Genomic DNA, 24,340 nt, shown 5'->3' on the forward strand with positions numbered 1-24,340 from the left:
CTGGCGGCGGTGGATCAGGTTTTGAACAGCTCCGCGCCCATGAAGTCAATGAACGCACGCAGTTTCGGCGCTCGGTGTTTGCTCGATGGCCAAAGTATACGGAAAGTGCCCTGATGCTGGTTGAAGTCGTCCAGCACCGTCACCAGTTCGCCTGCGGCAATGGCATCACGCACCATGAAATCCGGCAGGCAGGCGATTCCGAGGCCATCGCGGGCGACGTGAAGCAGGGCCTCGGTGGTGTTGCATACCATCGAGGCCCAGAGGACGGGTTCTGCCCCGCCCTCCGGCCTGCACAAGGGCCACGACTCGAACTTGCCGGTACTCGGGAACTTGTGTTGCAGGGCGGCGTGACCCGTCAGGTCGGCAGGCACGCGCGGAGTGCCGCGTGCGGCGAAGTACCGGGGCGAAGCAACCAGCAGCAGCTTGAAGGTGCCCAGTGCACGAGACATCAACCGGGAATCCGTCGGTTCTCCGGTGCGAATGACGGCATCGAATCCGTCCTCGATTACATCGACCAGCCGATCCGAAAAATCCACGTCCAGTTCGATGGCTGGGTAGCGGTGCATGAAGGCCGTCAGCGCCGGCATGACCAAGCTGCTCACCAGCGGCATGCTCACGCGCAGCTTGCCTTGGGGAGTCTGCCGAGTTTCAGACAGTTCCAACTCCGCCGCCTCGACCTCGCAGAGGATGCGCCGGCAACGCTCCAGGAACAGCGTGCCCTCGGCGGTCAACGTGATGCTACGGGTGCTGCGGTGGAGCAGGCGCACGCCCAGCCGTTCCTCCAGTCGGGCCACGCTCTTGCCCACGGCGGAAGACGAGACGCCGAGTACGCGCCCGGCTTGCGAAAAACTACGGGCATCCGCCGCCTGCACGAAGAACGCGATGCCATTGAGGGAGTCCATTCTTCACCGTTCTTAGAAAATATGTCCGATATGATCGGAACCTTAGCCTATTTTTCTTGAACAAGCCCGCACCTACGCTGACGGCTGCACAGGTTGGATCCGGCCGTCTGCTTGGCTTTTGAGATACCGGACGGCTGCCTGACCCTCTAATGACTCTTTGCGGATGTTCCCCATGACCCAAACCCTGACCGCCACAAGCGGTACCACCGGACGCGACTGGCTGCAACTGCTTGCCGCCTGCCTCACCGGCATCCTGATCCCGCTGTGCTTTACTGGGCCGGCCGTCGTGCTGCCGTCCATCAGTCAGGAACTGGGTGGGACGGCGGTGCAACTGAACTGGGTGGTCAACGGCTACATTCTGACCTACGGCAGCGCCATGATGGCGGCCGGCAGCCTGACCGACACCTACGGCCGCAAGCGCGTGTGGCTGGTCGGCCTGACGTTATTCGTACTGATGACGGTCTTGATCCCGCTGGCGCCGACGGTCGGCTGGATCGACGGGTTGCGCCTCGCGCAAGGGCTCGGTGGCGCAGCGGCCTTCGCTGGCGCCATGTCCTCGCTGGCGCAGACTTTCCAGGGCCCGATCCGCACCCGAGTGTTCAGCCTGCTCGGCACCACGTTTGGTATAGGCCTGGCCTTCGGGCCGCTGGCGGCAGGCTGGCTGGTGGAGGTGGCGAGCTGGCGCTGGGTGTTCCTGGCGACGGCGCTGATTGGGGCCGCCGGTTTGCTGCTGGTATGGGCCAGCGCCACGGAGTCCCAAGATCCAGACTCTACCGGCCTGGACTGGCCCGGCGCCCTCAGCTTTACCGCCGCGCTGACCCTGTTCACCTACGGCATCCTGCTGGCGCCGGAAGAAGGCTGGGGCAGCGCTTCGGTACTCGGCACGCTGTTGGCCTCAGTCGTACTGTTCATTGCATTCGTATGCATCGAACGCCGCGTCGCGCGCCCGATGCTTGACCTATCGTTGTTCGGCAGTGATCGCTTCGTCGGTGTGCAGGTGTTGGCCGCATCGCCAGCCTTCTTCTTTGTCACATTAATCGTGATGCTGCCGGGCCGCTTCATCGGCATCGACGGGCTGAGCGCATTGGAAGCGGGCCAAATGATGATCGCCTTGGCAGCGCCGCTGCTGGTCGTGCCGTTCCTTGCTTCGTTGTTGTCGCGCTGGTTCACCTCCGGCATCCTGTCTGGCGTCGGGCTGCTGCTGGTGGCAGCTGGACTGGTCTGGGTGGGCCAGGTGTTGTCCGGCGGGGCTGGCCCTGCGCTGATAGCGCCACTGGCGCTGATCGGCGCAGGCATTGGTCTGCCTTGGGGGTTGATGGATGGCATGGCCGTGAGCGTGGTGGAGACAGAACGTGCAGGCATGGCGACCGGCATCTTCAACTGCGTGCGTGTTTCGGCCGACGGGATTGCCATCGCGGTGGCGGGCGCGCTGTTGGCGTTCTTAATTCAGGGCGGATTGCTTGGCAGTTTAGCTGCGGCCGATCCAGCTGTTGTGATTGAGGCCGCCAATCGCGCCGCGCTCGGCGATCTGGCGCATGCCAGTACCCTCGTCAGCGGCGAGCGCGCTTTGCTGTTGGCAACCTACGACCAGGCATTTCGCTGGGTCTTGTACATCCTGGCTGCATCTTCTGCATTGACTGCGTTGCTAGTGTTCGCACTGCTGGGTCGATCGCGTGCGCATGAAGAAGTGGCAGCCGCGGCATGAATCCGATTTGGACAAATTCACGGCCTCCCGATCGCACATAGCATCGGGCGATACGCGGATATCCAGCGTGAAAGGCTCGGCTCATCTTCGGTTTCGTCGTCCCGATGGAAGGCTACCCGGAGTTCTCCATGCCCACGCTGGAGACATGTGTAAAGGACTCGCCAACCGTGTTCGCCGGACGCTTAGGGTCGCAAAGGGGGATGGGGCATCGTGTAGCCCTGCTACGTACTAATTACCTCCCAATATCCCTTAACTGTTCGCTGGGTACGTACGTGCCGGGTACAGGCTAGTATGGGTCGATTACAGCCTTTGCCCACAGGCAGAAATCGGCCGATTACTGCCTGTCTCGAAGGGCGGCAACCGACGCATAGCTGCCGGTGGTTATTGGCAGAGGCCGACCGAGGGAAAGCCCTAATAGATCATCCTGTAGGGCTTCCCCATCGGCGATGTCGACGCGGCTATCGCGCTCACGGCGCCGTGCGGTATTGCACTTACTGTTTCTCCAAATCTCCAGGTTTCCAGGTTTTGTCGAAGAACGCTTTGGTAGGCCCGTAGAGGCGCAGAATCACGAAGAACCCTTTGTCAGGAAGGGTTTTGATCCAGTTTTTGCCGGCGCCCGGTGAGTCCGGGCCGAAGTGCACGTCAATCGAACCGTCGGCATTAGTGATAGGTTTGTCCATGGTGTTCAGGGAGGGGAAAGGTTGGCCGTTGTCCAGGCCCGAAGCTGTAATTGAGTCGTAGGCAGTCACCGACCAAAACAACGCTGCTGGAACACCTTTGGGCAGGTTAAGAGTGTAGTGGTTACTGCCCGACAGGAATTCACCCTTGGCATCGACGAAAGAGGCCGGGTATTTCGCCCCGACGTTTTCCATGTTGATGGCCATGCCTGGACTGGTGGAATAGGCGTTGGTGAAGAAACCGGTACGTGGGTCGATGAAATTGAATGTGTCAGCGGTGAAGGTAGCATTGCCGGGGAACACGTTCAGCCATTTGCGATCCGGGTACCAGGTGCCGTCCGCCACAATGGTTTGGGGGATGTATGAAATGGCATGACCGATTTTGCTGGCAGTTTTCGCCGCCTTGTCGAGCAGGTCGCGGGTGGCCGCATCCGGTAGGAATGGCTTGCCCTTGATGATCCCCAAAGCTGCGAGCATGCCGCGCATTTCCATGTCCTGCGCATCCACGTATTCATCATCGATGAAGCGCGAGAGCATATCGAAGGCGCTGCCGTCAGTGGGATAGAGCATGTTGGCTGGAGTTTTTGAGGCGTTCGGGAATTCCATCGCTTTGGCCGTCGCTTGTTTGCCTAGCGGATAGATGCGCGTTTGTTCCATGACCTTGACCGGCCCTTCAAGCTGAGTCGGATCCTTGAAGAAGCCGCGCCAGAACACGAACACGCCATAGGTGCGTGAACGGTAGGTCAGGTAGCCGGGTGGAACGTCGCCTTTGTAGTCCGGTGGCAGAACCAGGTATTTGCCGCCCTTACCTTTGTCCGGACCTGGCAGGCCGACATCGCCGCACCACTGGCGGCCTTCGATGGTGCCCTCGGAGCAGATCGGTCGTTGGAAGAAGTCGTCGAGAATGCCCTGCAATCCTGGCGGTACCTCGATCACCATCGGCCCGTCCTGCTTCAGGTCGAGGTAGCCCATCGCATAGATCACGTCGGAGTTCGGGGTGGTGACCAGCGTCTTGGCATTAAGCCGGTCTTTCCAGATCGGCAGTACGTTGTAGCCGGCCCCAAAAGTCTTTTCCGACCCTTCCTTCATGCCGTACATGTTCAAGGCCGGCAGCGCCCAGATATAAGACTGCACAGCGCGCTGGAACAACAACTCGTTCTTCAGCTGAGCCACGCCTTCCAGGGTTGGATAACCCCCGGAGAAAGGTGTTTCGGCCAGTTGTTCATAATGCGTGGCAGCTTGTGTACTGAGACTGATTGAGATACCCATGGCCAATGCAGTCAGGGTTGTAGCGACTGTTTTCATGCTCGCCGTCCTTTTCTGGCCGGTTGCTGTGTCTCCAGGGGGAGGACACTCGCAATGGCAGAGAGACAGCCCAGCGTTGTTCACTGGACTGCCGTTGGTTAATAGGCCATTACACGGTGTAGGGCGCGTTGATGGTTACTTCGCTTGTTCGATCAGGGGAGATTGCCATTTCCCGGACAACAATTCTGGTTTCGGCCAGTAGTAGCGCATCGTGACCATAAATGGCCCATTGGGTGCCGGCAGCCAATTTGCCTCTTTGTCTTTGCCTGGCGATTCATGCTGAATGTATAGGGTGAGTCCGCCATCAGCATCTTTTGTCAGATTCGGCAGCATCGGCGAGTTGATCAAATAGCGGTTGATCGCATTGTCCACAAGCAATTGTTTTGGAAGGTCGTACATCGTCAACGACCAGAACGCTTCCACCGGCGGTTGCTGACCCTTTGCGAATCTCAGCGTGTAGTTGTGCTTGCTGCCATCGAGAGGCTGACCCGACGTGTCCTTATCGTAAATGGGGTACATCGCCTCTTCGCGCGAGTTCGCGCCAATCCCCATTTGTGTGCCTGTGGCGCGGACGACGTAGTTGTTCTTTAGATATTCCCGAGTGCCGAACAGGGTGTCTGTTTTACCGCCTAACGAGTTGCGCAACTGGTCGATTTCTTTCTGGCCGTCTTGCATACCCGCCACCAGTGCAGCTTGCTGTTCCGGCGACAGTTTAGAGGCGTCGAAAGGTTTTCCCGGTTCGATACCGATCTCGGTGAAGCGCTTACGCAACGCGACCTCGCTCGGGTGGCTCGGGGCGAATTGCAGCAGGAAGGCGAACTGATTGAAAAATTCGGGGGATGTGCGCTCGACGGCAGGCGCTATCGGTTTGATCCAGTTTATCTGCGTAGCCGCCTTGGGGGCGGGTTGATTCTGGAAGGTGGAGAGGGTTTGAACCTTGTAATTGGCCTGGATTTTTTTGACGTTATCCAAGTCGTCAGGATTGAACAACTGGGTACGGCCAACCACCGAAACCATTTCTGTTTCGGCCTTGATGACCTTGTCCACGCCCTTGGGCTTTTCACCTTTCCAGTCCGGACCAGCGATCATGTACGTACCGCCCTGGTTGCCAGTAGTACGGCTGCCGATATACGCGAAGTTGAAGCTATAGAGATCCATCAACTGGAAAACGAAGTACCGATTCTTCTCCATCGGCGGGACGCTGATAATCACTGGTTCTGCACGCAGATCCAGTCCGACAAACGAGTAGGGTGTATCAGAGTTCGGGGTTACGAATGCGGTGTCTGCCGGTGTGAAGACTCTGGAGACATTGAGGATGCTGTTGAAGGGGCCTTTATACTGCGGGTTACTTTTGTCGACCGAGAATGCATACATGACCCGATAAGTATCCACCATCGGTGTGCCGAAAACATAAGCATCCTTGGCGATGTTTCGGGTCTCCTCGACGCTTGCCGAAGCGCTTGCCGTGCTTGGCAGGGCAATCATCATGGTCGCTACTAGCGATGTGGCAAACAACATTTTTTTCAGCATGTACGACGCTCCCTGATTCCATGGCGGCAGTTTTGGCTCTCAACTGCCAAGCCCAAGCATCGTATGTCCGAACTCGAAGGTCGTCTACGTTATCCACGCCGGTATCTATACCTTAGGGGCGTTTTCTGTACATTTGACAACCAGACAGGAATGTCGGCTTTTGGCCGCTAGCTGCCCGAATCAACCGTCGCCCAGTAGCATGATCGGCATTTCGCAGAACCCAGTCCGTCGCAGAGAAAGCGTTATTTCGGTCCATGAATTGCTGTCCGATAATTCACGGATGCCCCCTGTTTCCTGCTGTGACGGTCAGTTAACCACGACGCGCTTTTCAAAAAATACACGATCAAATCCATCCTCAGTGCTGCGCCGGATTTCGACGTAACCGAGACGAGGATAAATCGACAGATTTGCGGTCATCTTTGCGTTCGTATAGAGCTGCACACTACCCAGGCCCAAACCCAGCGCCTGCGCCTCGCAGAACCGGATCAGCGCCTTGCCGATACCCTGCCCACGCCCCGCAGCCGAGACCGCAACGTTTTCGAGCAACATATGTTGCTCCAGCGGATAGAAAACGATGAAGCCTTGCAATTCATCCCCTTCTCCTGTGCAAAGGTAGACATCGCCTGCGGCAATCTGCGCCGCGAAATCTGCCAGCATCGGAGCAGGCTTTCGCCCTATGACGTCCACATACTGGACATACGCCTGCTCGGCGCAAGCACGTACAGCGTCCTCATCATCTGCACAGGCCTGACGGATCATGTGGGGTTCGCTAATTGAAAAGTTGTCGAGTGGACATCTGGATTAGCTAGACACCCATGAGTGCAGCAGGGTCGCCTGTACGCCAGGCATTATCAACCGTCACTCGTTGAATGACCCACTCCTCGACGATACTGACGGCCGTTTCTTGAACATCAACACCTAGAGAAGATCAGTGATCATCGTGCATTCAGGAGCTAGGTCAGGAAGCAGCCTCGACGCCCTCACCTGATAAACATTCTCAAATAAGTAAGAACCTCATTTCACATATAATTACATTTACGTATGATAAGGATTCTCAATAACAGCAACCCGAATGAGAATTCGCATGACCGCCCCCCTCTCCCTGCGTTCAACCAGCTCCGCCATGCCACGCTCGCTCTCTCAAGTGCGCCCGCTGGCCCTTGCAGTGCACATGCTTGCCGCCGGTATCGCGTTCACCGCGCCATCCCTGCAAGCGGCGGAACAGACTGAACAAAAAGAGAATGGAAGCTCTCTGACCCTGGCCCCAATCGCGATCACGGAAACGGCCGCCCGCGAACGCAATGCCGTGACCGAGGACACCAACTCCTACACGACCGAAGCGGCACGCACCGCAACACCGTTGAGCATGTCCCTGCGCGAGACCCCGCAGTCAGTGAGCGTAGTGACCCAGCAGCGCATCCAGGATCAGGATCTGAAGACCATCCTCGACGTGGTCAACAACACCACCGGGGTCTCGGTCAACCGCTACGAAACCAGCCGAGCGCAGTTCAACGCCCGGGGTTTTGAGCTCAACTCGCTGATGATCGATGGCGTGCCGACCATCTACGAGCAGCCATGGAGTTCAGGGGAAATCTTCAGCAGCCTGGCCATGTACGACCGGGTTGAGGTGGTGCGCGGCGCCAACGGTTTGATGACCGGTGCGGGCGACCCTTCGGCGTCGATCAACATGGTGCGCAAGCGTGCCAACAGCACCGCTTTGAAGGGCTCGGTAGAGCTGAGCGCCGGCACCTGGGACACCTATGGCGTCGAGGCCGATGTGTCCACCGCGCTGAACGAGGAAGGCACAATTCGCGCGCGGTTGGTCGGGGAGACCAACGAAGGCGACACTTGGATCGACATGAACTCGAACAAGCGCCAGACCCTCTACGGCACCATGGACATCGACCTGACGCCAGACACCACGCTGTGGTTTGGCTTGAGCCACCAGGAAAACAAGGAGGACTCGCCCATGTGGGGTGGCTTGCCGGTCTGGTACGCAGACGGCGGCCGGACCAACTGGAGTCGCTCGAAGAGCACCTCGGCAAAATGGAGCAAGTGGGACACTACTTACGACACCTACTTCGTCAATCTCGACCACCGGTTTGCCAACGACTGGCAGATGAACCTCAGCTACAACCGTGGCGAGCGCACCGGCGATTCGTCCCTGCTGTACCTCTCCGGCAATCCAGGCCGCAATGGTAGCGCCCCCATGTCGTCGTTCCCGGCGACCTACAAGACCGAGACCAACCAGGACGACTACGCCATCCGCTTCAATGGACCGTTCTCGTTGCTGGGCCGTGAGCACGAACTGGCGTTCGGTTACGTGGAGAGCAAACAGAAATTCGACGCCGATGCCCTCAATGCGCAAACGGGCTTTGACGGAGTCGCCGATTTCGACGCTTACGGCGGTAACTTCGCCGAGCCGGTATGGGGCCCGCGCACCGACTACGGTTACAGCGAGACTCGCCAGAAAGGCCTGTATGCCGCGACCCGACTGAACGTGACCGACGACTTGAAAGTGATTCTTGGCGCGCGTGAGAGCTGGTATGAAAAAACCAGTGATGACGTGTTCTCGGAAGTCAGCAAGGTTGATGTCGATCATGAACTGACCCCTTATGCCGGCGTGGTTTACGACCTCACCGACAACATCTCGGCCTATGCCAGCTACACCGAAATCTTCCTGCCGCAGTCGGTGCGCGACAGCAGCGGCCAGACACTGGACCCCATCGTTGGCGAGAGCACCGAGCTCGGTCTGAAGGGTGAATTCTACGGCGGCCGCTTGAACACCTCGGCGGCGATTTTCCAGATCAAACAGGACAACCTGGGCCAGAGCACCGGCACGCTGATCGATCCATCGAACCCGATCAGCGGCTTTGCCTACGAAGCCAGTGAAGGCGCAACCAGCAAGGGCTTCGAGCTGGAAGTGTCCGGCGAACTCGCCACCGACTGGAATGCCTCGGTGGGCTACACCCAGTTCATTGCGGAAGATGCCAACGGCGATGACGTGAACACCCTGTACCCGACCAAGTTGCTGCGTACCTTCACCACTTATCGGCTGCCCGGCGCGTTCAACAAGCTGACCATTGGCGGCGGCGTCAGCTGGCAGGACTCGATCTACACCTACGCCACCAACCCGGCCGGCAACCCCGAGAAAATCCAGCAGGATGCCTATGCGCTGGTCAACCTGATGGCGCGTTACGAGATCACTGACAACCTCTCGGCGCAGGTGAATGCGAACAACGTGACCGACGAGAAGTACTTCGACATCTTTGATGCCTATGGTGCGCTGACCTACGGAGCTCCGCGCAGCATTACGGCTTCGGCGAAGTACCGGTTCTAAAACTGCGGGGCTGCCCTCTCCCTGTGGAAGCGCCCACGATCCTGTAGGAGCGAGCCTGCTCGCGATGGACGTTAACGATAACGCGGGGCACCTGATGCCCTGCGGCGTCCTCAGGTGTTTCGCGAGCAGGCTCGCTCCTACAGTTACGCGAGCAAGGCCTTAAGTTTCTTGATCAATGGGACAATGCGGCCAATATGTTATAGAATAACGTTACACATAAATCCCTGCCTGCGATTCTCCCATGACAATCCCTGTCCAGATTCCCCCCGCCACACGCCTCAACCAACGCCTGCTATCCATCGATGCCCTCCGTGGACTGGTGATCTTGTTCATGCTGCTCGACCACGTGCGCGAAACCTTCCTCCTGCACCGCCAGGTAGCCGACCCGATGGGTATCGAAACCACCGAACCGGCCTTGTTCTTCAGCCGCACCCTCGCCCACCTGTGCGCCCCGGTGTTCGTCCTGCTCACCGGATTGTCCGCCTACCTGTACGGCGAAAAACACCAAGGCAAAAGCGACGTCTCCACCTTCCTGTTCAAGCGCGGCCTGTTCCTGGTCGTGCTGGAGTTCACTCTGGTGAATTTCGCTTGGACCTTCCAGTTCCCCCCAAGCGTGATCTACATGCAGGTGATCTGGGCTATAGGCGTCAGCATGATTGCCCTCGCCATCCTTGTCTGGCTGCCAAGGCCTGCCCTGTTGGCCTTGGGCGTGCTCATTGTCGGCGGACACAACCTGCTCGACGGCCTGCACTTCCCGGTCGGCTCAAGCCTGCACGTACCTTGGGCGATCCTGCATGATCGCGGCTGGATCGAGGTGTCTGAAAATCTGCGACTGCGCACCTCATATCCGGTGCTGCCGTGGATCGGGGTGATCGCCCTGGGTTACTGCATCGGCCCGTGGTTTGCTCGCTCGGCGGGTGCCACCGCACGGCAACGCAAACTGCTGGTGGCCGGCGTCGCAGTGCTGCTGGGCTTCTTCGTGTTGCGCCTAGCCAATGGTTACGGCGAAGCACCTTGGCAGGCCTACGAAAGCACTGCTCAAACGGTCATGAGTTTTTTCAATATCACCAAGTACCCACCTTCCCTGCTGTTCCTGTGCCTGACACTGGGCGCCGGCCTGTTGTTGCTCCTGGGCTTTGAGCGGGCTCAGCAACGCAAGTGGATCAGCACCCTGGCGGTGTTCGGTGCGGCTCCAATGTTCTTCTACTTACTTCACCTGTACGTGCTGAAGGTGTTGTACCTGATCAGCGCCGCGGTGTTTGGCTTGAACCAGGGGAGCTACTTCGGTTTTGACGGCGTTTGGGCTGTGTGGGTGACAGCGGTGCTCTTGGCTGCATCGCTGTATATACCGGTGCGCTGGTTTGCTGCGCTGAAGGCACGGCGGCGGGATATTGGGTGGTTGAAGTATTTTTAAGCGAAACCAGAAGCTCAATGATTTGGCATGGCGCCCATTGGTTCTACTCAAATCAGGCAGTTTATCGTAACTACATAAACTGCCTATATTTCGATAGATTCAACACTATCCGGCCAAACCGACAACACCTCAAACCCATCCGCAGTCACCGCCACCATGTGCTCCCACTGCGCCGATAGCGATTCATCCCTGGTCACCACAGTCCAGCCATCCGCCAGCGTCTTCACGTGCCGTTTACCCGCATTCAACATGGGTTCAATGGTAAAAATCATCCCTGCTTTCAACTTCAGCCCCTGCCCCGGATAACCGTAATGCAGGATCTGCGGCTCGTCGTGGTAGACCTTGCCGATACCGTGGCCGCAGTACTCGCGCACCACACTGAAGCCATCGCGCTCCGCGACCGTTTGAATGGCGTGACCAATGTCGCCCAGGGTTGCACCGGGCCGTACCGTGCGGATACCGGCGCACAGGGCTTCGTAGGTGGTCTTGACCAGGCGTTGCGCCTCGGGAGCCGGTTCACCGACAAAGTACATGCGGCTGGTGTCGCCGTACCAGCCATCCTTCACCACGGCTATATCGATGTTGAGGATGTCGCCGTCTTTCAACGGTTCATCGGTTGGAATGCCATGGCAGACCACCTGATTGACGGAGGTGCACACGGTTTTCGGGAAGCCGTGATAGCCGATGTTGCCAGCAATGGCTTTCTGCACGGTGACGATGTGGTAGTGACAGATTCGATCAAGTTCGTTGGTGGTCACCCCTGCTTTAACGTAAGGGGTAATCATCGCCAGCACTTCGGCAGCCAGTTGTGCAGCGGTGCGAGACTGGGCTATTTGCGCAGGGGTGTTGATCGGGACAATCGCCTTCATTTGCCGGCTCCGACTGTTGCGCGAGCCGGCATTTGCGAAGCCTCTGCGAGGTCACACAGCTGATGCAAATCCAGGCCGCCGGCCAATTCCGCACGGATCAGTAGACGGCAGATGTCGCTGTGGTCGAGGTTGGGGTGCACCTCGGTGAGCATGCCGATGCGCATCCAGTGCTCGGCCTGGGCGTTGATCGAACGACTCAGCGCGTCGCTGGCGACGCGCAGATGCTCGTGCATGCCTTCGGAGATTTTTACGATGCCCATGATTATCACCATACGGAATATATATGAATCATATATTAAACGTTTCGCTGGCGAAATCAAACGCGCGTAGATTAAACGCTCGGAAATCAGTCCATCCCAAGCTCAACCAGACCACCGTTCAAGCGCACAGGCCAGACCCGTAAGCGCTGCTGCGGCGACTCCAGGCAGTGGCCATCTTCCAGACGGAAATGCTGCTTGTAGATCGGCGATGCCACCACCATGTCCCCCTTGATGCAGCCAATCAACCCGCGACCGATCACGTTAGCCCCGGATTGCGGGTCGTGATTGTCGATTGCGTACAGCGATCGGCCCTGGGCATCCGGCAAGTAGAACAGCGCGACTTGCGCCCCCTCAAACCATACGACCACCCCGGAATTACTGACCAGGTCCTGTTCTCTGCACACCATTTTCCAGGCCGCCAGGTTTCGCTGAACGTTCGAAGGGCTCATCAGGCAATCTCCTCAATGGCGGCAATAAGCTGCAGCTCAGTGGCCATGATCGGCCGGCGCTGACCGCGTTCCTGGACAAAATGGATGTCCGGGTCCGGGCGTTTATCGTTGACGAAGGTGCGGAAGCGCTTGAGTTTTTCCGGGTCTTTAAGGGCGTTGGCCCACTCGCATTCGTAGCGATCGACCACCAGCTGCATCTGCGACTCGAGTTCGGCACCCAGGCCCAGGCTGTCGTTGATGATCACCTCCTTGAGGAAGTCCAGGCCTCCCTCCAGGCTTTCGCGCCACACCGAGGTGCGCTGCAATTTGTCGGCAGTGCGGATGTAGAACATCAGGAACCGGTCGATGTAACGGATCAGGGTTTCATCGTCCAGGTCGGTAGCGAACAGTTCGGCGTGGCGCGGGCGCATGCCGCCGTTACCGGCGATAAACAGGTTCCAGCCTTTCTCGGTGGCGATCACGCCGACGTCCTTGCTTTGCGCCTCGGCGCACTCGCGGGTGCAACCGGACACCGCAAACTTGAGCTTGTGCGGCGAGCGCAGGCCCTTGTAGCGGTCCTCGATCAACAGGGCCATTTTCACGCTGTCCTGCACGCCATAACGGCACCAGGTGCTGCCGACGCACGACTTCACAGTGCGGGTCGATTTGCCATAGGCATGCCCGGTTTCAAAACCGGCCTCGATCAACTCGCCCCAGATGTCCGGCAACTCGTGCAGCTGCGCGCCAAACAGGTCGATACGCTGACCGCCAGTGATCTTGGTGTAGAGATCGTATTTCTTCGCCACCACGCCGATCGCGATCAGCTTGTCGGCGGTGATTTCGCCACCCGGAATACGCGGCACCACCGAGTAGGTGCCGTTTTTCTGCATGTTGGCCATGAACGTGTCGTTGGTGTCCTGCAATGGCACCAGTGGGGCGTCCATGATCGGCTGGTTCCAGCAGGACGCGAGTACCGAGCCCACCGCCGGTTTGCAGATACCGCAACCGGTGTGACCACGGCCATGTTTGGCCAGCAGTTCTTCAAAAGTCATCAGGCCTTCAACCCGCACCAGGGCATACAGTTCCTGGCGCGTGTAGGCGAAGTGTTCGCACAGACTGGTGTCGACGCTGACGCCGCGGGCGATCAACTCATGCTCGAAAACCTGCTTGAGTAAACCGGTGCAGCCGCCGCAGCCAGTGCCAGCCTTGGTCTGCGATTTCAGCACGCCAAGGTCGGTGCAGCCGCCCTCGACCGCCGAGCAGATCGAGCCTTTGTTGACGTTGTGGCACGAGCAAACAGTGGCGGCTGCGGGCAGCGCACCCGGGCCCAGCACCGGCGCGCCTGCAGACGACGGCAGGATCAGGCTGGCAGGCTCCTTCGGCAACACGATGCTGTTTTGCATGTATTGCAGCAGAGTGTCGTAGTAACTGTTGTCCCCCACCAGCACGGCGCCCAGAACATGCTTGCCCGTTGCGTCTACTACCAAGCGGCGGTAGCTGGCCGTCGCCTCGTCGATGAATTGATAGCTGCGTGCGCCAGGCGTGTGGGCATGCGCGTCGCCGATAGAGCCAACATCAACGCCTAGCAGTTTGAGCTTGGTCGACATGTCGGCGCCAAGGAACGGCTCGGCGGTCTGATTGCACAACAGAGCGGCCACGCCTCGGGCCATCTGGTAACCCGGCGCGACCAGGCCGAACAGGCTACCGTTCCACGAAGCGCACTCGCCAATCGCATAGATGTCAGGGTCGCAGCTCAGGCACTCGTCGTTAATCACGACGCCGCCGCGCGGGCCGATCTCCAGACCGGATTGGCGGGCCAAAGCGTCCTGGGCGCGGATGCCGGCGGAGAACACGATCAGGTCGGTTTCGAGGAACTCGTCATTGGCAAAATTCATCCGGTAACGGTAATCCTCGCCCGCGCTGATCGATTGAGTGGCACGGGACAGGTGCACACCTACGCCGAGACGTTCGATTTGCGACTTGAGTGCAAGCCCGCCGAGGTCGTCCAGTTGCACTGGCATCAGGCGCGGCGCAAATTCCACCACGTGCGCTTCAAGGCCAAGACTTTTGAGCGCATTGGCGGCTTCAAGCCCGAGCAGGCCACCACCCACCACCACGCCGCGCCGGGCGTTGACCGCAGCTGCCCGGATGGCATCGAGGTCCTCCAGGGTGCGATACACCAGACGCGAGTCGCCCTCGGCGCCCTCGATCGGCGGCACGAACGGATAAGAGCCAGTGGCCAACACCAATTTGTCGTAGGGCACGCAACCTTGCGCGGTGATGACCTGGCGACGGGCGCGGTCGATTTCCAGCACCGGCACACCCAGGTGCAAGGTGACACCCGGCGTCTGGTACAGCGACGCAGCGGACAGCGCCAGGGATTCGGCATCACGGCCGGTAAAGTATTCGGAAAGGTGCACCCGATCATAGGCACGCATCGGCTCTTCGCTGAACACGTGCAGCTGATAATGCTCCAGCGCACCGCGTTCGATCAGTTGCTCGACACAATGATGTCCGACCATGCCGTTACCGACCACGATCAGCGTTTTCAACTTGTTCAACGCAGCAACACTGGAATTCATACCAAGCACCCGACAAAGCCCATCACGGTTGAAAAAAGCAAAAAAAAACGCCTGAAACCTTGCGGTTCCAGGCGTCTTTGCCTGTTCTTATGCGGGATCAACCCGGCGACTTCGCCTGATCCTCCGCTGTTGCCCATGACCTGTCTGGCCGATCGATCGTCGTTGATCGAGGGGGCAGCTCAGCCGGATGTTTTCCGGTAAAGCTGATGGGGGACTTGCAGGCTTTGTGCCAGACAGCAGATCAGCGAACTTATTTGCGCCACACCCGGGTCATTGCGCCAGCGGGGCGCCTTGCGATGACTGGATTTCAGGGTTTCTGCGACCGGTGGCGAACAGGCTTTTCGTGCGCTAGATCCATCATAGGATTCGCCCGCTTTTCGCTTCCAACTGGTGCGCACCATCGTCACCCCGCTTTATAAAAGTGCGCAGCAAGCCACCTGTCATTCGTTGAATGGTTAGCCGGGCCGGCCTTGCAGCCAGGACTCAAAGCCGCGCTGGGCAGCCTCTTCCAGGCTCGGTGCGTAATACACCAGGTGCAAATGCCGGTCGGCATCAATGGTCAGGGAAGCATGCTCGAACGTTATATTTCCGAATGACGGAATAGCCAAATGCGTGATGCCCTGGCAAGGGCCGTGGATATCCTGGCGGTTCCACCACTGTTTAAACTCGGCACTGACTTTCTCCAGGCTGCGCACCAACTCAGCGACATCGCTTTGCTTGGAAGCATGGGCAAAATCCCGGCGAAAACTGCAGAGCATCTGTTTCGTTTGCTGCTTCCATGGGCACAACAACGAACGCATGTGCTCATCGGTAAACAGCCTCCACAGCAGGTTGCGCTGTTCTGGTGGTTTCGCGGAAAAGTTGAAGAGTTTATCGCCGGCGGCATTCCATGCGAGCACGTCCCACCGCAGATTCAGCACATAGGCGGGCCGCAGCGGCATGTCTGCCATCAAGCGGTGAATGACTTTTGGCACGACGCACCAGGTCTGCGCCTGCTCGGCTGGCGCACGTTGGTAGATCAGCAGGTAAAGGTGCCTGCGCTCCATGGCGTCAAGTTTCAACACTCGACACAGGCTGTCGAGAAATGCCGGCGACACCCCGATTTCGCGACCTTGCTCCAGCCAGGTGTACCAGGTCAGGCCAACGCCTGCCAACGCCGCGACTTCCTCACGCCGCAGCCCCGGTGTTCTTCTGCGCCCCGTCGTGGGCAATCCCGCTTGCTCGGGCGAAATTCGCTCGCGGCGACTGCGCAAAAATGCCGCCAGTTCGTCGCGGGTCCGTTCGAGTGTCCTTCCCATTACCCAGTTGCTCCCTGTAACAGCATAAACGGTAGATATTGTAACAATGATTAGCCTGCTAAAGAATTCACCGCACCGGGGGTAGCGCGCAACGACGCCGCGCCCTGATTTCGCAAAAGGAGATTCTCATGTTCAGGACAACACCCTCTTCGGTTTATTGGATAGCCCTCGGTGCATTCGCGCTGGGCATGGCGTCCTATGTCACGGCTGGCCTCATTCCCATGATCGAGCAGGCTTTTAGCGTACCGGTAGCGGTGGCTGCGCAACTGGTGGTGGCGTTTTCCCTGGCTTATGGCATCGGTTCGCCGGTCTTCGTCGCCCTGCTCCCCCCACAACGACAGCGATTCGGATTGCTGGCGGCATTGGCGATCTTCGTTGTGGCCAACGCGCTGAGCGCGGTGGTCGACGACTTCGCTGCGCTGGTTGTGTGTCGTGCCGTTGCGGGGCTGGGCGCTGGTGTTTATCTGGCAACCGGGATCGCGGCTTCTGCTGCGGTATCCGCAACCGATCAGCGCGGTCGATCAATCGCCATCATCATGGCGGGAATGGCCGCTGGCACCGTGCTGGGCGTCCCGCTCAGCCTGCTGCTTGCCGAGTGGTTGGGTTGGCCGGCCGCCCTGTGGCTGATTGCCCTGCTGGGGGCCGCCGCCTGGTTGGGGCTGGTAATAAAGCTGCCAGCGATCCCTGCCAGCCCGCAGATGACTCTGCGCAGCAAGCTCGCGTTGCTGCAGGACGGGAAAATCCTGCGCATCCTGATGGTCTCGCTGCTGGCTGCGGTGTCGAGTTTGGGGATGTACACCTTCATCGCTCCTTTCATCACCGATCCTGTCTATGGAGGAGTGGCGAGCATCACCCCCTATCTGTGGGTCTGGGGCCTCGGAGGGATCGCTGGAAGCTTGCTGATCACCCCGCTGGTTGAACGCGTCGCGGGTCCCGTGCTGACATTTTTCATCATGCTGGGGTTAACCGTTTCGCTAGTGGCGTTGCCAGTGGCCGCGGCCGTTTCGCCGTGGCTGGTGATGATTCCTGTGGCGATCTGGGGTGGCGTAGGTTGGGCCTTGCAGGTTCCCCAGAACAACGAGTTGATCGCAGAGCGGGAGCGCCATGGCGATCGTAATTTAGCGGTGGCGTTGAACGAATCAGCGCTTTACCTGGGGAGCGCATTGGGCGCGGCGGCGGGAGGATTGCTATTGCTGATGCACCTGCCCGTCTGGACACTGGCGATTGGCGCCGCGGCCGTGGCGTTTCTGGGGACTGCACTGCAGCTTCTGAATCTGCGCGCAGACAAACTTCGCCTGTTCGGCAAAGGTCGTCAGGTTTCGGCAGCGGAGCGTTCCGAAGCCGGTTAGCCGCATTGGCCCGCTACTACTTCACCGGTGGAGGCTTCTAAGCTCCCCGCTCCTCTACACTGGTATGCTGCCGTCGAACACGTCCTGCCCGACCGGGTGCAAGTAGTTATCGACAAATCATGAGGCTTATCCGATGAGTAAAGCACCCTACGTCCCGCCGCAAGTCTGGGTGAACAACGCCCCCTCCGGCGGCCAGTTCGCCAATATCAACCGCCCGACTGCAGGCCAGACTCACGACAAGACATTGCCGGTCGGCAAGCACCCGTTGCAGCTCTACTCACTGGCCACGCCCAATGGCGTGAAGGTGACGATCCTGCTTGAGGAATTGCTGGCGTTGGGGCACTCCGACGCCGAGTACGATGCCTGGCTGATCCGCATCGGTGAGGGTGACCAGTTCTCCAGTGGCTTTGTCGAGATCAATCCGAACTCGAAGATTCCGGCGCTGCTGGATCGCAGCGTGCAACCGCCAATTCGGGTATTTGAATCAGGCGCCATCCTGCTCTATCTGGCGGAGAAGTTCGGTGCATTCCTGCCCACCGATCTCGCCGGCCGCACCGAAACCCTCAACTGGCTGTTCTGGCAGATGGGCGCGGCGCCGTACCTGGGCGGCGGCTTTGGGCATTTTTATGCGTATGCGCCGGAGAAGTTCGAGTACCCGATCAATCGTTTTACCATGGAGGCCAAGCGTCAACTCGATGTGCTGGATCGCCGTCTTGCCGAGAGTCCTTACCTTGCTGGCGACAGCTACTCCATCGCAGATATCGCGGTATGGCCCTGGTATGGCGAGCTGGTGCGCAACAATGTGTATTCGGCTGCCGAGTTTCTTGCGGCCGACCAGTACACCCACCTGCAGCGCTGGGCAGAGAAAATCGCCAAGCGGCCTGCAGTGATACGTGGCCAGCGAGTCAACCGGATCTGGGGCGATGAAGCGAGCCAGGTTGCTGAACGGCATCAGGCGCAGGATCTATGACCGACACGTTTGAGGGCAGCTGTCTGTGCGGCGCCGTAACGTACGAAATCAAATCACGCCCCAAGGCGCTTTCACATTGCCATTGCAGCCAATGTCGCAAAAGTCATGGGGCGGCGTTTGCCAGCTATGCAAGCGTGCCGCGAGCGGACCTGCATGTTGTCCAGGGTGCGCAAGGCATTACTGCATACCGCTCTTCAGAATCGGTGCTTCGGCAATTTTGCAGCGAGTGCGGTTCTTCGCTGTTCTGGTCGAGAAACCGAGGCCCCTATGCAGACTGGATATCCATCGCGCTGGGCACACTGGACACCGCGTTTACTTGCGAAAAGCAGCAGCATGTCGAGGTATCGTCAAAGGCGTGCTGGTATGAAATCGAGGATCACTGGCCGCAGTCTCGGTGACCCGGTTTGATACTGGCCCGTAGGAGCCGGTCCACCCGCAGTGAACGAGGCATAACATGAACGCCAATTATATTGCCGAGGTCTTCCATAAAGCCTTCTAAGCGTACTCCGAAGCCGTTGCTTGCTGCTCAGTTCCAAGCAGAAGCCCGCCGTCTGGCTGGGGGCGAAACTAGCGTTGAGCGTCAGTTCCTCTCAGTCAGCCTCGCTAAAGGCAAGGAGCTTGAGCCCATTGGTCGAATGGCCGGCGCTAGAGCCTGAATTCTCCCGATTGAAAAATACCGCCAGTTAAGGCGGTTATTTTTGGTTCGATATCTCGCAAATCACTATTCACCGACAATCTTCACCCGACGACAATCAAAAGGCCCAAGCCTGCGACCACTCGCTGAGCGCACCTCGATCGGCAGCAAAGTCTCCCCGGACGCCTTGTCCAACAACATCGACCGCGTCTCCCCCGCCTCAAATAGAAACCGCTCCCCCCACTGCCTCATGCTGACCACCACCGGAAAGATCTCCCTGCCTTTGTCGGTCAGGACGTATTCCTTGTAGGCGCTGCCATCCGAGGCCGGGCAGACATCGAACACCCCGACTTCAACCAATGTCTTCAAGCGCGATGCCAGGATGTTTTTCGCCACGCCCAGGCTCTTCTGAAATTCGCTGAAGCGACGAATGTCGTCGAAAGCATCGCGAATGATCATCAGGGACCAGCGATCACCAATAGCTTCCAGCGTTCTTGCGACCGGGCATTCGCTACCAGAGGGTGAACTGTCTTCGAGCATTTTTAGATCCTTGCGCAATGTGGTTGCAATTTGCAACCTGATACGACAACAATTGAACTAGTTTTTAATTGAAACCAGTTTAACGCCACGGAGGCGCGCATGCCAGCAGATGCCGATTCAGCCACCCTGCCCTTGGTCAGGCAATCACCCACTGCACAAAAACCCGCCTCCGAGCAGTCTGCGGGGCTGCCTCCAGCGCTGACCTTTTTGTTCTCGGTGACCTGCGCCCTTGCGGTGGCCAACGTCTACTTCGCGCAACCACTGCTTGATTCAATGGCGCAGAGCCTGGGTGTCGCCCCGTCCATGATCGGCATCGTGGTCACGGCGACTCAGGTGGGATACGCCCTCGGACTGCTGTTCATCGTGCCGCTGGGTGATCTGGTGAATCGCAAACGACTGATCCTGACTCAGGTGCTGTTGTCTGCGATCGCGCTGGCGGCAGTGGGCGCCGCTCAGCAATGGCTGGCGTTGTTGGGTGCGATGATCGCGGTAGGTTTGCTGGCCGTGGTAGTGCAGATCCTCGTGGCCTATGCCGCCGTACTGGCCACTCCAGCGCAACGCGGGCAAGCGGTGGGGACGGTCACCAGTGGCATCGTCCTCGGCATCCTGCTGGCGCGGTTTACCTCTGGTTTAATCGCAGATATCGCCGGCTGGCGCGCGGTGTATTTCGTGTCTTCGGGATTGATGCTGACCATCGCGGCGGTGCTGTGGAAAGTGGTGCCAGTCTCCGCGTCCCCAGCGCATCGGGAACCCTACCTGGTGCTCATTGGCTCGTTGTTCAAACTGTTCATCAGCGAGCCCACGCTTCGCGCCAGAGGCCTGCTGGCCTTGCTGATCTTCGCGGCTTTTTCGGTGCTGTGGACTTCCATGGTGCTGCCCCTGAGCGCCCCGCCGCTATCGCTTTCGCACACCCAGATTGGTCTGTTTGGCCTGGCCGGGGTGGCTGGAGCGCTGGCGGCCAGGCGCGCTGGTCGCTGGGCCGATCGTGGATTTGGGCAACGGGTGACCGGCATTTCCCTGGCCCTGCTGACGCTGTCCTGGTTGCCGATCACCTACGCCGAGACTTCCCTGCTCGCGCTGGTCTGCGGCGTCATCCTGCTCGACTTCGCAGTGCAGGCCGTACACGTCACCAACCAGAGCATCATTTTCGCCGCACGACCCGACGCCCAAAGTCGCATGGTCGGCGCCTACATGTGTTTCTACTCAGTGGGTAGCGCGCTGGGGGCAGCTGCAGCCACCCAGGTGTACGCGCTTTGGGGCTGGACGGCGGTCAGCCAGTTGGGTGCCTTGATCAGCGCAACGGCGCTGGCCGTGTGGTTCTTCAACACGCTCTCGACAACTCATCAAGGACGATCATCATGAAGACCCGGCACCTGCTACTCGCCATCACGATCACTGCCATCTGGGGCGTGAACTTCTCGGTAATCAAGCTGGGCCTGACCACCGTCGACCCGTTCATTCTTGCCGGCATTCGCTTCACGCTATGCGCGATCCCGGCAATATTCTTCATCCCAAAACCAGATGTGCAGTGGCGCTACATCGTCGGTTACGGCCTGGTGTTCGGTATCGGGCTCTGGGGCGTGGTCAACCTTGGCATTCAGTCGGGTCTATCCGCGGGGATCGCTTCGCTAGTGCTTCAGTTCAGCGCGTTTTTCACTATCCTGCTGGGCTCGTGGATCTTCAAGGAATCGATTTCGCGCTACCAGTACGCGGGCATGGTCCTGGCCCTGTGTGGGCTGTTGAGCATCATCTCCATCGCTGATGGAAGCGTTACCACCGTCGGGCTGCTGCTGGTGCTGCTGGGTGCGCTGGCCTGGAGTACCGCCAACGTGATCAACAAGAAAGCCCGCACCACTGAGGTTTTCGCCTTCCTGGTGTGGTCCAGTGCGTTTTCGCCTATCCCGCTGTTTGCCCTGGATTACCTGGTCAATGGCTCGACCGGTTACAGCGCATTGGTCAGCCAGCTCGACTACCGCGCGGTGCTGTCGATCCTGTTCCAGGTCTACCCCAATACGTTGTTCGGCTACTGGGTGTGGAACTCTTTGATGAAACGATATCCGGTGTCGACAGTCGCACCTTTATCGTTGCTGGTGCCGGTATTCGGCCTGCTCGGTTCGGCGCTGATTTTCAATGAGAATCTGTCGCTCAACAAAATCCTTGCCGTGGTGCTCATCGTCTCAGGCCTTGGTGTTGGGCTGTATGGCCAGCGGATAATGCATGTAGTCCTCAAGGGCTCTTTGCGCTCACCTGGTTGATGCAGAATCGCAGAGAAGGTGTTGAGGCACAGCCGGGAATGGAACATTCAACGAATCGACGCCGAATCGTAGAAGTTGCAAGCCCGGCAAGGTGCTGCGGTAGACCTGGCGTGTAGCACGCTTGCTCAGCGGTTTCCATACATGTGTATGAGTTTTCCAATGCGCAACAGGCGCTACGCCCCTGCATGTTTTTTGTCCGTTAACGATTGCCGCCCCGCTCTACCGCGGCCCTAACCTCGAGGCTGGTCTAACCATAACGATAAAAAAATCGGAGACACCATGCCCCGCTTTACTTTGAACCCTCGCGGCCTGCTGGCCTGCCTGATCACGGCGTGCCTCGCCCAATCGGTCTACGCTGCCGACCTGCCTGCCGATGCCAGTCCCACCACCTTGAGCAACAACGCCGCAGTCCTGCAAAACCTGCCCTTCAGCGACCGCACCGATTTTGAATCGGTTGGCCGCGGTTTGATTGCGCCGTTCAAAGGCCAGGTCAAGGATGCGTCCGGCAAGGTCATCTGGGATATTGCCGCGTACAGCTTCCTCGACAAAGACCAGTCCCCCGCCTCGGTCAATCCAAGCCTGTGGCGCCTCGCCCAGCTGAGTGCGCACGCCGGCCTGTTCGAAGTCAGCCCGAAGATTTATCAGGTGCGCGGCCTCGACGTGGCCAACATGACCATCATCGAAGGTGACGACGGCCTGATCATCATCGACCCCCTGACCATGGTCGAAACGGCCAAGGCCGCCCTGGACCTGTACTACCAGAACCGACCGCACAAACCGGTGGTGGCGGTGATCTACAGCCACACCCACGTCGACCATTTTGGTGGCGTGCGCGGGGTGATTGACGAGGCCGACGTGCGTGCCGGCAAGGTCAAGGTGTTCGCGCCTTCCGGGTTCATGGAACACGTGATGAGCGAGAATGTGTACGCCGGCAACGCCATGAGCCGGCGCGCGCAATATCAGTTCGGCAGCCTGCTGCCGCGGGGTGAAAAAGGCCAGGTGGATTCAGGGATGGGCAAGAGCCTGCCTACCGGCGGCACCATCACGCTGATCGAGCCCACCGACCTGATTGCCAAAGAACTGGAAACCCGCACCATTGCCGGTATCGAGGTCGAGTTCCAACTGACCCCGGGCACCGAAGCGCCGTCGGAAATGAACCTCTACCTGCCGCAACTGCGTGCGTTGTGCATGGCCGAAAACGCCACGCAGATGATGCACAACATCCTCACCCCGCGCGGTGCGCAAGTGCGTGACGCCAAGGCCTGGGCGGGCTACCTGGACAGCAGCCTGGCACGCTACGGCAACAAGAGCGACGTGCTGTTTGCCCAGCACAACTGGCCGACCTGGGGTGGCGAGCGGATACGCACATTCCTCGCGGATCAGCGCGACATGTATGCGTTTCTCAACGACCGCACCCTGCACCTGTTGAATCAGGGCCTGACGCCGATGGAAATCGCCGAGAACATGCAAAAACTCCCCGGCGATCTTGAGCAAAAATGGTACACACGCGGCTACTACGGCTCCCTGAGCCACAACTCGCGAGCGGTGTATCAGCGTTACATGGGTTTCTACGACGGCAACCCGGCCAACCTCAATCCGTTGCCGCCGGTAGACACCGCCAGGCACATGGTCGAGGCCATGGGTGGAGGCGCGGCGGTGGTCGAGAAGATCCGCGCAGCATTGGCCAAGGGTGACTATCGCTGGGCGGCACAGTTGGGTAATCAGCTGGTGTTTGCCGAGCCGGACAATGCCGCAGGCCGCAGTGCTCAAGCCGATGCCCTGGAACAACTGGGGTATCAAAGCGAGAACGCTACATGGCGCAACATGTACCTGACCGGCGCCATGGAACTGCGCACTGGCGTGCCACAGCATGCCGGCAGTTCGGTGTCGGTGGACATGGTGCGGGCGATGACGCCGGACATGTTCTTCGACTACCTGGCGATTCGCCTGGACAGCGACAAAGCCGTGGGCCGTGACTTGACGTTGAACTGGTCGTTCCAGGACCTGAACAAGGATTTCAACTTGACCCTGCGCAACGGCGTACTCACCCACCGCGAGGGGCTAAACCCGGCGGCGGATGCCAGTGTGAGTCTGAGCAAAGAGACGCTGGAGCAGATCAGCCTCAAGCAACTGGACTTCCCGACAGCGATCAAGAAGGGACTGGTCAGCCTGAAGGGTGACGGGACGAAGCTGGGAAGTTTGCTGAGCAGCGTCGATACCTTCAGTCCGCAGTTCAATATCGTGACGCCTTGACACCGCAGTCATAGATACGACCGCTGCCA

At 59.1% G+C, this 24,340-nt stretch carries 19 protein-coding genes and 1 pseudogene; 10 read left to right on the forward strand and 10 right to left on the reverse strand.

The annotated features are described in order from the left end of the window. Window positions 1-14: 14 nt before the first annotated feature. Complete coding sequence (locus tag ACYZTK_RS03645) at window positions 15-902, reverse strand: LysR family transcriptional regulator (protein ID WP_462013177.1); 888 nt, start codon at window positions 900-902, stop codon at window positions 15-17. A gap of 172 nt (window positions 903-1,074) precedes the next feature. Between ACYZTK_RS03645 and ACYZTK_RS03650 the strand changes: the two genes are divergently transcribed. Then, window positions 1,075-2,607, forward strand: coding sequence for an MFS transporter (locus tag ACYZTK_RS03650; protein WP_462013178.1), 1,533 nt, complete (start codon window positions 1,075-1,077; stop codon window positions 2,605-2,607). A gap of 491 nt (window positions 2,608-3,098) precedes the next feature. Here ACYZTK_RS03650 and ACYZTK_RS03655 read toward each other — a convergent pair whose 3' ends face one another. The 3 genes from ACYZTK_RS03655 to ACYZTK_RS03665 all read right to left on the reverse strand — a co-directional run bounded on the left by ACYZTK_RS03655 (window position 3,099) and on the right by ACYZTK_RS03665 (window position 6,878). Beyond that, on the reverse strand, window positions 3,099-4,589 hold the full coding sequence (locus ACYZTK_RS03655) for a DUF1254 domain-containing protein (RefSeq protein WP_462013179.1): 1,491 nt from the start codon (window positions 4,587-4,589) through the stop codon (window positions 3,099-3,101). Between the two features lie 135 nt (window positions 4,590-4,724). Then, window positions 4,725-6,119 carry a DUF1254 domain-containing protein gene (locus ACYZTK_RS03660; RefSeq protein ID WP_462013180.1) on the reverse strand — a complete coding sequence of 465 codons (1,395 nt, stop codon included), beginning with the start codon at window positions 6,117-6,119 and terminating at the stop codon, window positions 4,725-4,727. 306 nt (window positions 6,120-6,425) lie between these two features. Next, window positions 6,426-6,878, reverse strand: a complete 453-nt coding sequence (locus ACYZTK_RS03665; protein ID WP_462013181.1) for a GNAT family N-acetyltransferase — start codon at window positions 6,876-6,878, stop codon at window positions 6,426-6,428. A 325-nt stretch (window positions 6,879-7,203) separates the two neighbouring features. Here ACYZTK_RS03665 and ACYZTK_RS03670 point away from each other — a divergent pair, with 325 nt between their 5' ends. From ACYZTK_RS03670 to ACYZTK_RS03680, 3 genes and pseudogenes are all read left to right on the forward strand, one after another. Further along, complete coding sequence (locus ACYZTK_RS03670; RefSeq protein WP_462013182.1) at window positions 7,204-9,459, forward strand: TonB-dependent siderophore receptor; 2,256 nt, start codon at window positions 7,204-7,206, stop codon at window positions 9,457-9,459. A 64-nt stretch (window positions 9,460-9,523) separates the two neighbouring features. Continuing rightward, a pseudogene (locus tag ACYZTK_RS03675) lies at window positions 9,524-9,604 on the forward strand (outer membrane lipoprotein carrier protein LolA); the annotation flags it as partial. A gap of 96 nt (window positions 9,605-9,700) precedes the next feature. Next, window positions 9,701-10,873 (forward strand): DUF1624 domain-containing protein, encoded by a 1,173-nt coding sequence (locus ACYZTK_RS03680; protein WP_462013183.1) that lies wholly within the window; start codon window positions 9,701-9,703, stop codon window positions 10,871-10,873. An 83-nt stretch (window positions 10,874-10,956) separates the two neighbouring features. Here ACYZTK_RS03680 and map read toward each other — a convergent pair whose 3' ends face one another. The 5 genes from map to ACYZTK_RS03705 form a co-directional block, all read right to left on the reverse strand. After that, complete coding sequence (map, locus tag ACYZTK_RS03685; protein WP_462013184.1) at window positions 10,957-11,742, reverse strand: type I methionyl aminopeptidase; 786 nt, start codon at window positions 11,740-11,742, stop codon at window positions 10,957-10,959. Then, window positions 11,739-12,002, reverse strand: coding sequence for a ParD-like family protein (locus tag ACYZTK_RS03690; protein WP_462013185.1), 264 nt, complete (start codon window positions 12,000-12,002; stop codon window positions 11,739-11,741). Before ACYZTK_RS03690 ends, map begins: the two co-directional genes overlap by 4 nt. 86 nt (window positions 12,003-12,088) lie before the next feature. After that, the gene (gene nirD / locus ACYZTK_RS03695) at window positions 12,089-12,451 is read right to left on the reverse strand and encodes a nitrite reductase small subunit NirD (protein ID WP_462013186.1); all 363 of its coding nucleotides are present in this window, start codon (window positions 12,449-12,451) and stop codon (window positions 12,089-12,091) included. Continuing rightward, the gene (nirB, locus tag ACYZTK_RS03700) at window positions 12,451-15,012 is read right to left on the reverse strand and encodes a nitrite reductase large subunit NirB (protein WP_462013187.1); all 2,562 of its coding nucleotides are present in this window, start codon (window positions 15,010-15,012) and stop codon (window positions 12,451-12,453) included. Before nirB ends, nirD begins: the two co-directional genes overlap by 1 nt. A 455-nt stretch (window positions 15,013-15,467) precedes the next feature. After that, the gene (locus ACYZTK_RS03705) at window positions 15,468-16,310 is read right to left on the reverse strand and encodes a helix-turn-helix transcriptional regulator (RefSeq protein ID WP_462013188.1); all 843 of its coding nucleotides are present in this window, start codon (window positions 16,308-16,310) and stop codon (window positions 15,468-15,470) included. Window positions 16,311-16,438: 128 nt separating this feature from the next. Between ACYZTK_RS03705 and ACYZTK_RS03710 the strand changes: the two genes are divergently transcribed. The 3 genes from ACYZTK_RS03710 to ACYZTK_RS03720 all read left to right on the forward strand — a co-directional run bounded on the left by ACYZTK_RS03710 (window position 16,439) and on the right by ACYZTK_RS03720 (window position 19,027). Further along, window positions 16,439-17,659: an MFS transporter gene (locus ACYZTK_RS03710; RefSeq protein WP_462013189.1), complete on the forward strand. Its 1,221-nt coding sequence runs from the start codon at window positions 16,439-16,441 to the stop codon at window positions 17,657-17,659. A gap of 133 nt (window positions 17,660-17,792) precedes the next feature. Continuing rightward, window positions 17,793-18,629, forward strand: a complete 837-nt coding sequence (gene yghU / locus ACYZTK_RS03715; RefSeq protein ID WP_462013190.1) for a glutathione-dependent disulfide-bond oxidoreductase — start codon at window positions 17,793-17,795, stop codon at window positions 18,627-18,629. Continuing rightward, entirely contained in the window at window positions 18,626-19,027 is a 402-nt protein-coding gene (locus ACYZTK_RS03720; protein ID WP_462013191.1) for a GFA family protein, read from the forward strand. Before yghU ends, ACYZTK_RS03720 begins: the two co-directional genes overlap by 4 nt. Window positions 19,028-19,350: 323 nt before the next feature. Here the strand turns inward: ACYZTK_RS03720 and ACYZTK_RS03725 are convergent, their stop codons facing one another. After that, window positions 19,351-19,803 (reverse strand): winged helix-turn-helix transcriptional regulator, encoded by a 453-nt coding sequence (locus tag ACYZTK_RS03725; protein WP_462013193.1) that lies wholly within the window; start codon window positions 19,801-19,803, stop codon window positions 19,351-19,353. A 99-nt stretch (window positions 19,804-19,902) separates the two neighbouring features. Between ACYZTK_RS03725 and ACYZTK_RS03730 the strand changes: the two genes are divergently transcribed. The 3 genes from ACYZTK_RS03730 (at window position 19,903) to ACYZTK_RS03740 (ending at window position 24,311) form a co-directional block, all read left to right on the forward strand. Next, entirely contained in the window at window positions 19,903-21,165 is a 1,263-nt protein-coding gene (locus ACYZTK_RS03730) for an MFS transporter (protein WP_462013194.1), read from the forward strand. Then, a complete protein-coding gene (locus ACYZTK_RS03735) occupies window positions 21,162-22,058 on the forward strand; it encodes an EamA family transporter (protein WP_462013195.1) in 897 nt (298 codons plus the stop codon). The genes ACYZTK_RS03730 and ACYZTK_RS03735 overlap by 4 nt, the downstream gene beginning before the upstream one ends. A 279-nt stretch (window positions 22,059-22,337) precedes the next feature. Further along, window positions 22,338-24,311 carry an alkyl/aryl-sulfatase gene (locus tag ACYZTK_RS03740; protein WP_462013196.1) on the forward strand — a complete coding sequence of 658 codons (1,974 nt, stop codon included), beginning with the start codon at window positions 22,338-22,340 and terminating at the stop codon, window positions 24,309-24,311. Window positions 24,312-24,340 lie beyond the last annotated feature (29 nt).

The sequence above is a fragment of the Pseudomonas sp. LB3P31 genome, from assembly GCF_054897945.1.